The sequence below is a fragment of the Clostridium sp. KNHs216 genome (assembly GCF_006714885.1).
In the GTDB taxonomy this organism is placed as follows: Bacteria; Bacillota; Clostridia; order Oscillospirales; family Acutalibacteraceae; genus Caproiciproducens.
In genome coordinates, this window is the sequence record NZ_VFMF01000001.1 from 2,835,687 (window position 1) to 2,849,185 (window position 13,499).

Genomic DNA, 13,499 nt, shown 5'->3' on the forward strand with positions numbered 1-13,499 from the left:
CCGCCAAGGGGATTACCAGACGTGTAATAATTATGTAAAAAGGAGAACTTAAAATGGAAAAAGTTATATGGGTTCGAAGTAATGGAAAAATGATAGGTGCAAAAGAAGATGATGGATTGGATATGGTAAACAAGTATTTGGAAGAAGGATGGAAAGTTAAGCATATATCGGCATGTGCTTTAGGTGAAAGCGTAATCACAGGCCAAGCGTATATTGTTATTGAAAAAAGTGATGATTAGCAGATGAGCGTGCAGAAAATCTTCACAGAGCAATGATTCAGAATCTAAATACGTTCCTGATTGTTTCCTGCAGTCAAGGCCCCACTGGCTTCAAGCAGCATCTTTTTTATCTCCTCAAGGCATACAGGGACCGTTCGCTTGCTGGAACGAATATAAGCGGGATTGGAGAGGAAATATGGGCAATACGGATAAGTTTGAAATGATCGCTGATAGATATGATACTCCTGAAAGAGCACAAATTGCAAAGGCATCATCAGAAGCCATTCGGGCATGTTTAGTTGATGCCAAAAGTAAAGATGCGATTGATTTTGGGTGTGGAACTGGTCTTGTCGGTATGAATTTACTGGATGATTTTAAGTCGATCCTGTTTCTGGATGCATCGCAAAACATGATCGGTCAGATAAAACAAAAAATTGCTGGTTCTGATGTGCAGAACGCAGCTGCATTATGCTTTGACTTTGAAAAAGATCGTCTTTTGGGTTTACGTGCTGATTATATTTTTATGGCTCAGGTTTTACTCCATATTCATGATATTGAATTGGTTTTATCAAGATTATACGAGGTCCTAAAAGAAAGCGGACATTTGCTAATCGTAGATTTTGATAAAAATGAAAAAATAGTTTCAGATATGGTTCATAACGGATTTGATCAAATAGAGTTAACTGAAAGGATGACAACAATAGGATACAGGGAGATTCGCTCTAAAACTTTTTATACTGGAAGCAAAATATTCATGGGGTGCGATGCATCTCTGTTTATTCTTGATTCTCAGAAATAGAGTATTCGCCAAAGCCCTCAAGCTTCACAGGGCATTATTATCGTCCGAACAGGTAGAATATAAAAGGTAGTGATTTGAAGATGAAGCAGGAACGAATTCTGATTGCCGGGATTCCGTCAATCATTTATGGTGAAAAATCTGATAAGGCCTATCTGTTCGTCCATGGGCAGAACGGCAACAAGGAAGAGGCTGAAAGCTTTGCCGAGATTGTATCGGAAAACGGTTGGCAGGTTCTGAGCATCGACCTGCCGGAGCATGGGGAACGAAAAAATGAGACTGGTCGTTTCTATCCCTGGATGATAGTGCCGGAGCTGCAGAAAACAGCGGACTATATGAATTCTCGCTGGAAGCGCATGGCTCTCAGAGCAACCAGTATCGGGGCCTGGTTTAGTATGCTTGCCTTTCAGGACAAACATATCGAAAAGAGTCTGTTCGTTTCCCCGATTCTTGATATGGATCATCTTATTGAAAACATGATGCAATGGGCCGGAGTAACAAAGGACGAATTGAAAGCGAAGAAGATCATACCGACCAACTTTGGGCAGACTTTGTCATGGGAATATTATCTCTATGCGAAACAGAACCCCGTTCCAGTATGGGACAGCGATACCAAAGTGCTCTATGGAAGTAAAGACAATCTGACGGAACGTTATATAGTGGATGGATTCGTTGAGCGTTTCCACTGCGGATTGACAGTCATGGAAAACGGAGAGCATTGGTTTCATGACAAGGATCAGCTGGCCTTTTTAAATAAATGGGAGCAGGAGAACTGTTGATTTTCGTCCGATAACAGGCGGCAGCGTTCTAACCGGGAGAATTGTTTATGAGTGATTGGTTTACAATAGACCGACTTGATGCGGATACGTATATCATCAGCGAATACAGGCATTGGGAGGAAACGCACTGCTACCTTCTGAACGGTACGGAGCGAAGTCTGCTGATTGACACCGGGCTTGGTATTTGTAATATTTCTGAAAAGGTAGAAAAACTGACGGATAAACCCGTGACTGCCGTGGCAACCCACATTCATTGGGATCACATTGGAGGACACAAATACTATCCGGATTTTTATGCCCATGCAGCAGAACTGAATTGGCTGTCCGGTGAATTTCCTCTGACGATGGATACGATTCGGAATATGGTGGTTGACCGATGTGATTTACCGGATGGTTACGACGTAAAGAATTATAAGTTTTTTCAGGGAACGCCTACAAGGGCATTATATGATGGCAATAAGATTGACATTGGGGGCCGCGTGGTTGATGTGTTGCATACGCCGGGGCATTCTCCGGGACACATGTGTTTCTGGGAAAAGGAGCGCGGGTATTTGTTTACCGGCGATTTGGTTTATAAAGGCACCTTATTTGCATACTATCCGTCCACGGACCCGGCGGCTTATCTGGATTCTCTGGAAAAAATATCTGTTTTGCCGGTAAAGCAAGTATTTCCCGCACATCACAGCTTGGATATACAACCCGAAATTTTAATCCAGATGCGTGATACTTTCAGACAGCTAAAGGCGGATGGCAAACTCCACCACGGGAGCGGAACATTTGATTACGGTGACTGGTCGGTATGGCTGTAGTGGGTGTCAGGGTTCACGGCACTTGCTGTCCAAGGTTCTGAAAGGAAAAACAAATAAGATTATCAATGTATTTGCCGTGGTATTCACCGTTTTGGCAGTATTCCTAGTCGCTATGCTATTGATGAGTCACCGATGGGTTCGTATCCAATAGGCATCAGTGATAAAATAACAAGGAGCGTGGGTTAAATGTGGAAATGCCCGAAATGCGGCCGTGAGTTCAAAAACACGGAACAAGATCACTTTTGCGTGAAACCGAACAGCATTGGCGAATACATCGCCGCACAGCGGGAAGATGTGCGGCCCCTGTTGCAAAAAATCCGCGAAACCATCCGCGCCGCCGCGCCCCAAGCCACAGAGAAAATCTCGTGGCAGATGCCGACGTTCTGGCAGGGTGAGAACCTTATCCACTTCGCGGCGTTCAAAAAACACATTGGGCTATACCCCGGCGGCGAGGCTACTGCTGAGTTTGCAGAGCGGCTCGCAGGATATAAGACCAGTAAAGGGACGATTCAGCTTCCGCTCGACAAGCCGATCGATTATGAACTCATTACCGACATCATGCGATGGAGAGTAAAGCGGAAAGAGAAAGGGAGGGACACTTTATGACAAACGAGCGCGTGTTCAAGATGGCGTTTTCGAGCGTCTACCCGCTGCTTGTCCAGAAGGCGGAGCGCAAAGGGCGCACCAAAGCGGAAGTCGATACCGTCATCCAATGGCTGACGGGGTATGACGAGCATGGCTTGCAAGCACAGATTGTGAAAAATAGCGATTACGAAACATTCTTTGCCGAAGCTCCGCAAATCAACCCAAACGCCCATAAAATCACGGGCGTAGTCTGCGGCATTCGCGTAGAGGAAATCGAAGACCCGCTTATGCAGAAGATACGCTGGTTAGATAAACTGGTGGATGAACTGGCAAAAGGGAAACCCATGGAGAAGATTTTGAGGAGTTGAGGGTGTCTAGTTTCCATGACAGCGCAGATGATAGGACATGGACCTGCACAATACCCTGACTTGTTCAGAGGAATGCCGGTCCATCTCCAGTCCAGTATCAGTGGTGATATTACAGAATTTTCGGAAGCTCTGCGCTATAACGATACGATATTGTTATGATCTCGTTTAATCTACTCTGTTAATGGGCTGGCCTTTAGAAAAAGCATGGATATTATCCCGGATCAATGAAACTAAGCGTTGTCTTGTTTCTAGTCCCCGCCATCCCATGTGCGGAGTGATGATCACATTCTCCATTGTATACAAGGGACTTGCATCATCTAATGGCTCGACTTCCTGAACATCCAGTCCCGCACCTGCAATTGCATGATTCTGCAATGCGCCGATCAATGCTTTTTCATCAATCAGGGCTCCCCGTGCAGTATTGATTAAATATGCGGTTGGCTTCATCATGGCCAATGTCTCTTTATTGATCATATGCCTTGTTGATTCGTTCAAAGGACAATTCAGAGAAATAAAATCGCTTTGCTTAAAAACCTCTTCATTGGTTGTAAAGTGAATGTTCTCTATATCCGCTCTGGGGGTTCGGGTAGATACTAAAATTTTCATTCCGAGTGCTTGTGCAACTTTGATGATTTCTTTTGCGATATTGCCATAGCCGATCACTCCCAGTGTTTTACCGTTTACTTCTACATGGTCTACCATTAAGTGCTTATGGAAATTATCATGATTTCCCTGCGAAAGCATACGAATCTGTTTCTGCATGGAGCTTGCTAAGTTTAAAATCAAAAGGATTGCCGTATGTGCCACTCTTTCACTGCTATACGTAGGAATGTTGCATAATAGGATCCCCTTTTCATGGACCGCATCCAAATTGATATTATTATATCCGGTCCCGGCTTCACAGATCATTTTCACACTGTCAGGAAATTTTCTGATAATGTCGCCGCTGACTTTCATTTCTTTCGTTACAACGATGGTAAAACCGTCAACCCGCTCCAAAATTTTATCTTCAGGCGTTTCATCATAGATTACGACTTCAGATGCAATTTGTGAGTAGTCAATGTTCCCATCATAATTTACCAGACCGGCATTCAACACCACAGTTCTGTCCTTCATAATTTTTTCTCCTTTATATAATTTGATTTTTTAATTCCTCATATCCATATTGTAGCGTTTTTCATCAGGCATTACAATCATCATTCTTAATATACTCATAATCCTGTTGAACAGCGCTTATGAGTAAAAAAGAAGGATAAATTTTTCTCGGGGAGTGAGCGAATGTTTGATTTAGTCGCGTTGGGCGAACTGCTGATTGATTTTACATACCACGGCAAAAGCGAAAACGGGATGCGCCTGTTTGAGCAAAACCCCGGCGGTGCGCCCGCGAACGTGCTTTGCGCCGCTTCGAACTTAGGCTTAAGCACTTCGTTTATCGGCAAGGTGGGCAAGGATATGCACGGAGATTACCTGCGTAGGGTGCTTGAAGAAAAGGGTGTCGACACCAGCGGGCTGATCAGCGCGAAGAATGTGTTTACGACGCTTGCGTTTGTTGAGCTGTCAGAAACGGGCGAGCGCAAATTTTCGTTTGCACGCAAGCCCGGCGCGGACACCTGCCTTTCAGCGTGCGAGGTTAAGCGTGAGCTGGCAGAGGGGTGCAGGATTTTCCACTTCGGCTCCCTCTCACTGACCGATGAGCCGTCGCGTTCCGCGACAATAGAAGCGGTTAAGGCCGCAAAAAGGGCGGGGGCCATCCTTTCTTACGACCCGAATTACCGTGCGCCGCTCTGGAAAAGCGAGGACGAAGCCGCCGGGATCATGCAGAGCGTCCTTCCTTTTGCGGACATTGTAAAAATCAGCGACGAGGAAGTAGGGCTGATCACAGGCGAATCTTCTCCCGAGGCTGCCGCCGGGTATCTTTTTCAAAAGGGAATCTCCTGTGCGGTGGTCACGCTTGGCAGCAACGGCGCCTATGCCGCAGTGAAAGGCGCGTCTGCGCTCGTTCCCGTTCCCGATGTTCCGGTGGTTGACACTACAGGCGCGGGGGACGCTTTCTGGGGCGGTTTCCTCTATAAGCTGGCCGTAAGCGGGCTTCGCCCCGGTGAGCTTGGCGAAGCACAGCTCCGGGATTTTACCGGATTTGCCAACGCGGTCGCCTCGCTGTGCGTTCAAAAGCGCGGAGGAATACCGGCGATGCCCACAATCAACATGGTCAGGGATTTTCTTGGCCGAAAAGGGAATAACGATGAATAAACCCTGAGAGCTTAAAAGCAAGTTGGCTTTTAAGCTCTTTTTCTTAGAGTAACTGAATCATGAAAAGACGCCGCCCAGCCGGCGTCTTTTCATATTGCCATGCTTCGGCGGATGATTGGGCATATGTGGAGGCGCTTGCTCCGCTCTCTGAGAAGCTACACAAGAATATACAATTAAGTACAACATCTGTTATTTATTCAGTTCCGGATCTGCTTTATAATTGATTCAGAATGAAAACCGGAGGAGAATTGGGAAAATGAGATACGGCTATTTTGATGATGAAAAGAAAGAATATGTCATTGATCGCGTAAACACACCGGTTCCCTGGACAAATTATATCGGTGTAAACGATATGTGCGCTGTTCTCAGCCAAACCGCGGACGGTTATGTTTTTTATCAATCTCCGCAGTACCACCGCATTACGCGTTTCCGACCGAATGCGCCGGTCAGCCGTCCCGGCCATTATGTGTATCTCCGTGACGACGAGACCGGCGAGTATTGGAGCATTTCGTGGCAGCCTGTCGCGAAGGACCTGACCAAAGCGAAATATGAATGCAGGCACGGGCTTTCCTACTCGAAATACCGCTGTGATTATCAGGACATTTCCGCCTGCCAGACGGTGTTTATTCCTCTGAACGAGCCGGTCGAATTGTGGGATGTGGCGCTGAAAAACGACGGGACCCGGCCGCGCCGTATCAGCGTTTACTCTTACCTTGAGTTTTCGTTCCATCAGATCGATATGGACAATCAGAATTTTCAGATGAGCCTGTATGCTTCGGGCTCCAGTTATGCCGACGGCATCATTGAATATGACCTCTATTATGAAGAATCGGGGTACCAGTGGTTTACTTCTAGCTTTGAACCGGATGGGTTTGACTGCCTGCGCGATTGCTTTTTGGGCGCTTACTGCGACGAAAGCAGCCCGGTTGCGGTCGAAAAAGGGGAATGCTCCGGCAGCTTTGAAAAAACAGGCAACCATTGCGCCGTTCTGCAAAAAAAGCTCGTTTTGCAGCCGGGGCAGGCGGTCCGGCTTACCTTTCTGCTGGGGGACGGAAAGCGGGAAGCGGCTGTCCCTGTAAGGAGAAAATATTCCGATCCGGCCAATGTGGACAAAGCGTTTTCCGACCTAGCGGCTTTCTGGCAGGAAAAGCTCGGCAGGCTGCAGGTCAGTACCCCAAATCAGGGAATGAACACGTCGTTAAACATCTGGAATCTGTATCAGTCCGAAATCAACATTCTGTTTTCACGGTTCGCCTCGTTTATTGAAGTGGGCGGCAGAACCGGACTGGGCTTCCGCGATACTTCCCAGGACGCGATGACCATCGCGTCCTCCAATCCGGAAAAGTGCAGGAAGCGTATTATCGAGCTTTGCAGGGGCCTTACACGGCAGGGCTACGGGCTGCACCTGTTTCAGCCGGAGTGGTTTGACCCCGAGCTCCGGGGAAAACAGCAAAGCTTCCAATCCCCGACCGTGGTTCCCACTCCCAGCAGGGAGGAAATGATTCACGGAATCAAGGACGCCTGCTCGGACGACGCGCTGTGGCTGGTTGCCGCAATCAGCGAATACGTTAAGGAAACGGGGGAAGTTTCCCTTCTGGAAGAACCGGTTACCTACGCCGACGGCGGGGAGGATACGGTCTATCAGCACATGATGCGGATTCTTGACTTTTCCGACAAACAGGTTGGCTCCACCGGCATCTGCAAGGGGCTTCGCGCCGACTGGAATGACTGCCTGAATTTAGGCGGCGGGGAAAGTGCAATGGTCTCATTCCTGCACTACTGGGCTATCCAACATTTTCTTCATTTGTCCCGGTTTATCGGAAAAAACGAGGAAGCGGAAAAATATGAAAAGATGGCCGAAAAGGTGAAAAAGGCATGTAACGATAACCTGTGGGACGGGGAGTGGTATATCCGCGGGATTACCGCCAACGGCAGGAAAATCGGTACCCATAACGATCGGGAAGGCAAGGTACATATCGAGTCCAACACCTGGGCGGTTTTTTCCGGCGTGGCCGACCGTGACCGCGCGGTCAGGGCGATGGATTCTGTCGACAAATACCTCTATACGCAATATGGACTGATGCTCAATGCGCCGTCCTATACAAAGAGTGACGACGAAATCGGGTTTGTCACGCGGGTGTATCCCGGCGTTAAGGAAAACGGTTCGATTTTCAGTCATCCGAATCCGTGGGCGTGGTGCGCCGAGGCGACTCTTGGGCGGGGCGACCGGGCCATGAAATTTTACAACGCCCTGCTTCCCTATAACCAGAATGATGAAATAGAAGTCCGGCAGTCGGAACCCTACTCTTACTGCCAGTTCGTCATGGGAAAAGACCATACCGCCTTCGGCCGGGCAAGGCACCCGTTCATGACCGGCTCGGGCGGCTGGGCGTATTTTGCCGCAACCCGGTACCTTCTTGGGATAAGACCGGATTTCGACTGCCTGATTGTCGACCCATGCATTCCAAAGAATTGGAGCAGCTTCGATGTCACCCGCGTCTGGCGCGGCGCTGTCTATGAAATCCATGTTGAGAATCCGCACGGCGTCAGTAAGGGAGTGAAAACAATGGAGCTGGACGGAAAAACCGTTTCCGGCGGGATTCCGGTACAGAAGGCGGGAACACGGCACCGGGTGAACGTTGTGATGGGATAAGGGAGTCGGCGCTCGCCGTGCAGAGCGGTTTTGTGTACGGAGAAAAGTGCGGTGAAGATATGATAAAATTTGGAACAGGCGGATGGCGCGCGGTCATCGGCGAGGAATTTACCAAAGCCAACGTTCAGCTGTTAACGGCTGCGATCGCCGGAAAGCTGAAAGACCAGGAGAAAACAGCAAATGGATTCGTAATCGGATACGACCGGAGGTTCCTGTCGGAAGAGGCGGCCAAATGGGCGGCGGAGGTGATGGCGGGGGAGGGGATCCCCTGCCGGCTGATTGACAGGGAATCGCCCACTCCATTGATTATGTTTGCGGTGCAGTATTATGGACTGCCTTACGGCATGGCGGTCACCGCCAGCCATAATCCCGCCATTTACAATGGGATCAAGGTTTTCATGAAGGGCGGGCGGGATGCCGATGAAATTCTGACAGGGGAACTGGAACAGTACATGAAGGACATCGACCCGGCTCAGATCAGGCGGATACCGTTTGAAGACGGGGTAAGGAGCGGCAGAATTGAGCTGATCGATCCGATAAATCAATATATTGACAGCATTATCCGTTCCATTAACATGGACGCGATCCGGAGCCGCGGCCTCAAAATCGTACTTGACCCGATGTACGGGGTCAGCAAAACGGCGCTGCAAACCATCCTGCTCACGGCCCGGTGCAATGTGGATGTCATCCACGAGCGGCACGATGCGCTGTTCGGGGGCAGGCTGCCCGCTCCGAACAGCAAAACGCTTGCCGGGCTGATGAATTATGTCGAGGAGAATCACTGCGACATTGGAATTGCAACCGACGGTGATGCGGACAGACTCGGCGTGATCAATGACAGGGCCGAGTTCCTGCATCCGAACAAAATACTGGCCATGCTTTATTATTACCTGATGAAGTTCAAAGGATGGCACGGGGCGGCGGTGAGAAACATTGCCACAACCCATCTGCTTGACCGCATTGCCGAGGATTTTGGGGAAACCTGTTATGAGGTTCCGGTGGGATTTAAATATGTTTCCTCAAAAATGGCGGAAACAAACGCGATTATCGGGGGGGAATCCTCCGGCGGGCTTACCGTGCGCGGACATATTCAGGGCAAGGACGGCATTTATGCGGCCGCGCTGCTGGTGGAAATGATCGCGACCACAGGCCGCAGGCTGTCGGAAATATACAATGAGATTACCGATCAATACGGGAGCTGTGAAATGGAGGAGTGCGACTTTCGGTTTTCACAGGAAGGAAAAGATAAAATAACAGAAATCCTGCTTCAGGATAAGCTGCTGCCGGATTTTCCGTACGAAATCGAAAAGGTATCCTACATGGACGGCTGTAAGGTTTATTTTAAAAATCAGGGCTGGATTATTGCGCGCTTTTCCGGTACGGAGCCGCTGCTGCGGATTTTTTGCGAGATGCCTACCCTCCAGGCCGCGCGGGAAACCAGCGATGTTTTCAAACAATTCCTTTCTCTTTCATAACTACTCCTGAAGAAGGCAGCCGGAATTCGCGGCTGCCTTCTTTAAACTGACGGCAAAGTCGCGCAGCCGCAAAATTGCAGAGAGGTTTGCTTTCCGCACCCTTTGCCTCCGCCCATGGGGGAGAGGCGGCGCGCCCGGTGCGCCGGAGGGATTAAAATTGCGCCTGCCCTTTTGAAAGGGACTATGCTATAATTGGACATACGGAATTATATTCATACAAGAAAATCTAAAGCGATTCCATTTCAGTTTGCGAGACAAAACACGTCACTCCCCCCGCCGAAGGCGGGGGGAGTGACACAACCTTGTTGCAGAATCAACTGGAAATGCTGTATTTTGAGTTTATGGAAGCGGAGAACGGCTATGAAAATGAAGACGAAGAGGAATTCTCAGCAATTCTCTCTCAAGTGGGGACTGGTCTGTATCATTATAGCATGCTGGATTTTGCCGATTGCTCTCATCAGCGGTGCAACCGGGTATTATATTACGCACAATATCAATGACCAGATTACGGAAACCATTACGACTTCCGCTAATAATTCCCTGAAAATCGCGGTCAATCAGCTCGATTCCGCCATTTCTTCCTCAAGGTATGCCTCCTACAACCCTGCGGTTAAAAACGCATACGGCAGTTTCAATCGGACAGGGGACGCCAATGAGCTATACGACCGGGTCACGGCGTTTTTGTCACAGCAGTACAAATACGACGATAAATTTCTCATTACGGCACTGTATTTCTGCGGGCAGCCCGACAATGTTTATTACACGTTTAACGCAACCTACAACGCAACCTCCGCCGTACAACAATACAGAAATCACGCGCATCAGCAGGTGCGCGAATTGTCGGAAACGCTGGGAAGCGATATTGGTTTCATCAACGCCGACGGAAGGACTTATATGGTCAGAAATATCCTTGACGGGGATTATAAACCCTATGCGGTGCTGACGATGCAGTTGGATACCGCGGGCATGTTTGCCGGTATCAAAAATATTGTCTGGGGAAAGGATACGACAATCTGGCTTAACGACACGCCGGTCGTCCTGAACGGAGAACAGCTCTCGCCCCAGCGGCTGGGGATCGCGTTTAAGGCAAACAGCCAGACGTTCCGGAGCATTGGAGACCGTACCTACCTTTACGGAATGAACCGGACCGGAGTGTACCGGATTTCCTATGTAATCGCGGTGGACATTTCTCCCCTTGCGGCGGAGCTGAACCGATTTAAAATCGTCCTCGTGTGGATGGGAATTCTGATCGTTCCGCTGCTTGCTCTTGTAATCTGGTTTTTTACCCGGAACGTGTCACGCCCGATCGACCGGCTGATCGTGGAGGCGGGAAATATTGAAGAGGGCAATTTCGGCGTTCAGGTTTCGGGCGACTCCCGCAGTATCGAATTTCAGTACCTGACGGATGCGTTCAACAGCATGTCGTCCAAGCTGAAGTATCAGTTCGACCGGATTTACAGGGAAGAGCTGGCTCTGCGCGACGCCCGTATCATGGCGCTTCAATCGCAGATCAATCCGCATTTTCTGAACAACACGCTGGAAATTATCAATTGGGAAGCAAGGCTCTCCGACAATGTTAAGGTTTCCCGTATGATCGAAGCGCTCTCCACCATGCTTGACGCCGCGATAGACCGCAAAGGCAGGCCGGTTGTCCATGTTTCCGAAGAAATGATGTATGTGGACGCGTATCTGTACATCATTTCGGAACGGCTCGGGAAACGGCTGACCGTAAGAAAAGAAATCGATCCTTCTCTTTTGGACTTGTACGCGCCGCGTTTGATTATGCAGCCGATTATCGAAAACGCTGTCGAGCATGGAATCCAGCCGCAGCAGAAGGGAGTCATTGTCATCCGTATTTTCCGCGAGGAAGACAACCTGATCCTTGAGGTGGAGAACGACGGCGCGATGTCGCCGGAGGACGAAAGGCGCGTTGAGCGCCTGCTGTCGGATGAATACGATACCGCGAATGAAAGTGCGAACAATCTGGGCATCCGCAATGTAAACCAGCGCCTGAAGATTATTTACGGGGAGAGCAGCGGCCTTTCAATTAAAATGAACAGTTATGGCCATACAATTTCCAGAATCGTTATTGCTATTGAACAAAGCAAACAATAATATGCAACAAATGGCAAGATTATCTATTATGTTTTTAATGCTGAAAGTGTAATATAGTATTCACTGGAAAAGATACGGCATATTTCAAATAATATGGAGGTTGTTTTATGAAAAGGGTAATTGCATTCATCCTTACAATGGCGCTCGGCGGCTCAATGCTTGCCGGATGTCAAAGCACGCCCGCGGCGTCACAGGCCGCTTCTCAGGCAGCGTCTTCCGAGGCGGCAAAGCCGGTGGAAATTACAGTCGTAACCTCGTACGGAGGCGACGACGGCAACCGGGCGAATTATGAAGCGGCTTACAAGGCCTATGAGACTGCTACCGGCAATACGGTCAAGGATGCCTCCGGTACTTCCAACGAAGAGTGGAAAGCCAAAATCATGGCCGACTTTGAAACAGGCGCCGAGCCGGACGTACTCTTTTACTTTAACGGCGTTGATGCGAACAAGCTTGTTCAGGGCGGCAAGGTAGTCAGCATCGATGAGATCCGGAAAACATATCCCGATTACGCGGGCAATATGATGGACGACCGTCTTGGGGCGTCCCCCGCGGACGGCAAAAACTATTCCGTCCCGGTAAACGGCTACTGGGAAGGACTGTTCATCAACAAGAAGGTGCTCAAGGACTGCGGCGTTGAAGTTCCCGGTGCGGATTACACCTGGGACCAGTTCCTGAAAGACTGCGAAACAATTAAATCGAAGGGGATCACCCCGATCGCCTGTTCTTTGCAGGAGGTCCCTCATTACTGGTTTGAGTACTGCATATTCAACCACGGTACGCCTTCAACCCATACGAAGCTTCCCGCTTCTTCCACGGATGACGTTGGCAAAGCCTGGGCGGAAGGTCTCAACGATATTAAAACGCTGTATACAAAAGGTTACTTCCCAAAGAACACCACAACGGCAACCGATGCGGAAACCTTCCAGCTGATGGCTGACGACAAAGCCGCTTTCGCGATCGACGGTTCGTGGAAGATCGGCTGGTTCCAGGAAAACGCAAAGAGCATCGACGACTTTACCGTTACCTACGTGCCGGGTGAAAACGGAAGAAAATCCACGGATATCATCGGCGGCCTGTCCATGGGCTATTATATTACCCAAAAAGCGTGGAGCGACCCCGCCAAACAGAAGGCGTGCGTCGACTTTGTAAAAGCAATGACGACGGATGAAGTGGTTTCCACCTTCGGCGCGACGGCAGTCACCGCATTGAAGAACGGTACAACCGCGAAAAGCGATACGGATTCCCTGGAGCAGGCGGCTATGGCTATGACCAAGGGCGCAACGGGAATTACTCCCGCCACGCAGGATGGCTTGATACAAACAGCACGTACCGCGCTGTTTGCGGATATTAAGAATATCGCAACCGGAAAAACAACGGCCGAAAAGGCAATCGATGCCTGCCTGGCAATTAAGAGCTAATTCTTCATCTCACATATTTTCCTGTTCAATGTC

12 protein-coding genes are annotated in these 13,499 nt (G+C 49.2%); 11 read left to right on the forward strand and 1 reads right to left on the reverse strand.

Features of this window, described 5'->3' with window-relative positions:
• Positions 1–53 precede the first annotated feature (53 nt).
• From LY85_RS13660 to LY85_RS13685, 6 genes are all read left to right on the forward strand, one after another.
• Positions 54–239 (forward strand): hypothetical protein, encoded by a 186-nt coding sequence (locus tag LY85_RS13660; protein ID WP_038322440.1) that lies wholly within the window; start codon positions 54–56, stop codon positions 237–239.
• Between the two features lie 175 nt (positions 240–414).
• Positions 415–1,017, forward strand: coding sequence for a class I SAM-dependent methyltransferase (locus tag LY85_RS13665; protein ID WP_141827079.1), 603 nt, complete (start codon positions 415–417; stop codon positions 1,015–1,017).
• 80 nt (positions 1,018–1,097) lie between these two features.
• Positions 1,098–1,793, forward strand: a complete 696-nt coding sequence (locus LY85_RS13670) for an alpha/beta hydrolase (protein WP_141828120.1) — start codon at positions 1,098–1,100, stop codon at positions 1,791–1,793.
• Positions 1,794–1,840: 47 nt separating this feature from the next.
• The gene (locus LY85_RS13675) at positions 1,841–2,602 is read left to right on the forward strand and encodes an MBL fold metallo-hydrolase (protein WP_141827080.1); all 762 of its coding nucleotides are present in this window, start codon (positions 1,841–1,843) and stop codon (positions 2,600–2,602) included.
• A gap of 186 nt (positions 2,603–2,788) precedes the next feature.
• Positions 2,789–3,208, forward strand: a complete 420-nt coding sequence (locus LY85_RS13680; protein ID WP_141827081.1) for a DUF1801 domain-containing protein — start codon at positions 2,789–2,791, stop codon at positions 3,206–3,208.
• Entirely contained in the window at positions 3,205–3,555 is a 351-nt protein-coding gene (locus tag LY85_RS13685) for a DUF2200 domain-containing protein (protein ID WP_141827082.1), read from the forward strand. Before LY85_RS13680 ends, LY85_RS13685 begins: the two co-directional genes overlap by 4 nt.
• A gap of 165 nt (positions 3,556–3,720) precedes the next feature.
• Here LY85_RS13685 and LY85_RS13690 read toward each other — a convergent pair whose 3' ends face one another.
• Complete coding sequence (locus LY85_RS13690; RefSeq protein ID WP_141827083.1) at positions 3,721–4,671, reverse strand: NAD(P)-dependent oxidoreductase; 951 nt, start codon at positions 4,669–4,671, stop codon at positions 3,721–3,723.
• A 162-nt stretch (positions 4,672–4,833) separates the two neighbouring features.
• Between LY85_RS13690 and LY85_RS13695 the strand changes: the two genes are divergently transcribed.
• From LY85_RS13695 to LY85_RS13715, 5 genes are all read left to right on the forward strand, one after another.
• Positions 4,834–5,805 (forward strand): carbohydrate kinase, encoded by a 972-nt coding sequence (locus LY85_RS13695; RefSeq protein ID WP_141827084.1) that lies wholly within the window; start codon positions 4,834–4,836, stop codon positions 5,803–5,805.
• A 256-nt stretch (positions 5,806–6,061) separates the two neighbouring features.
• On the forward strand, positions 6,062–8,458 hold the full coding sequence (locus LY85_RS13700; protein WP_141827085.1) for a GH116 family glycosyl hydrolase: 2,397 nt from the start codon (positions 6,062–6,064) through the stop codon (positions 8,456–8,458).
• Positions 8,459–8,517: 59 nt separating this feature from the next.
• Positions 8,518–9,933 carry a phosphoglucomutase/phosphomannomutase family protein gene (locus tag LY85_RS13705; protein WP_141827086.1) on the forward strand — a complete coding sequence of 472 codons (1,416 nt, stop codon included), beginning with the start codon at positions 8,518–8,520 and terminating at the stop codon, positions 9,931–9,933.
• Positions 9,934–10,293: 360 nt separating this feature from the next.
• Positions 10,294–12,048: a sensor histidine kinase gene (locus LY85_RS13710; RefSeq protein WP_141827087.1), complete on the forward strand. Its 1,755-nt coding sequence runs from the start codon at positions 10,294–10,296 to the stop codon at positions 12,046–12,048.
• Between the two features lie 107 nt (positions 12,049–12,155).
• Complete coding sequence (locus LY85_RS13715) at positions 12,156–13,466, forward strand: ABC transporter substrate-binding protein (protein ID WP_141827088.1); 1,311 nt, start codon at positions 12,156–12,158, stop codon at positions 13,464–13,466.
• The last annotated feature ends 33 nt before the right edge of the window (positions 13,467–13,499 follow it).

What these genes read in the sequence shown, in the direction of transcription:
- LY85_RS13660 (WP_038322440.1), top strand. Translation starts at nt 54, where the DNA reads ATGGAAAAAGTTATATGGGTTCGAAGTAATGGAAAAATGATAGGTGCA.
- LY85_RS13665 (WP_141827079.1), top strand. Translation starts at nt 415, where the DNA reads ATGGGCAATACGGATAAGTTTGAAATGATCGCTGATAGATATGATACT.
- LY85_RS13670 (WP_141828120.1), top strand. Translation starts at nt 1,098, where the DNA reads ATGAAGCAGGAACGAATTCTGATTGCCGGGATTCCGTCAATCATTTAT.
- LY85_RS13675 (WP_141827080.1), top strand. Translation starts at nt 1,841, where the DNA reads ATGAGTGATTGGTTTACAATAGACCGACTTGATGCGGATACGTATATC.
- LY85_RS13680 (WP_141827081.1), top strand. Translation starts at nt 2,789, where the DNA reads ATGTGGAAATGCCCGAAATGCGGCCGTGAGTTCAAAAACACGGAACAA.
- LY85_RS13685 (WP_141827082.1), top strand. Translation starts at nt 3,205, where the DNA reads ATGACAAACGAGCGCGTGTTCAAGATGGCGTTTTCGAGCGTCTACCCG.
- LY85_RS13690 (WP_141827083.1), bottom strand. Translation starts at nt 4,671, where the DNA reads ATGAAGGACAGAACTGTGGTGTTGAATGCCGGTCTGGTAAATTATGAT.
- LY85_RS13695 (WP_141827084.1), top strand. Translation starts at nt 4,834, where the DNA reads ATGTTTGATTTAGTCGCGTTGGGCGAACTGCTGATTGATTTTACATAC.
- LY85_RS13700 (WP_141827085.1), top strand. Translation starts at nt 6,062, where the DNA reads ATGAGATACGGCTATTTTGATGATGAAAAGAAAGAATATGTCATTGAT.
- LY85_RS13705 (WP_141827086.1), top strand. Translation starts at nt 8,518, where the DNA reads ATGATAAAATTTGGAACAGGCGGATGGCGCGCGGTCATCGGCGAGGAA.
- LY85_RS13710 (WP_141827087.1), top strand. Translation starts at nt 10,294, where the DNA reads ATGAAAATGAAGACGAAGAGGAATTCTCAGCAATTCTCTCTCAAGTGG.
- LY85_RS13715 (WP_141827088.1), top strand. Translation starts at nt 12,156, where the DNA reads ATGAAAAGGGTAATTGCATTCATCCTTACAATGGCGCTCGGCGGCTCA.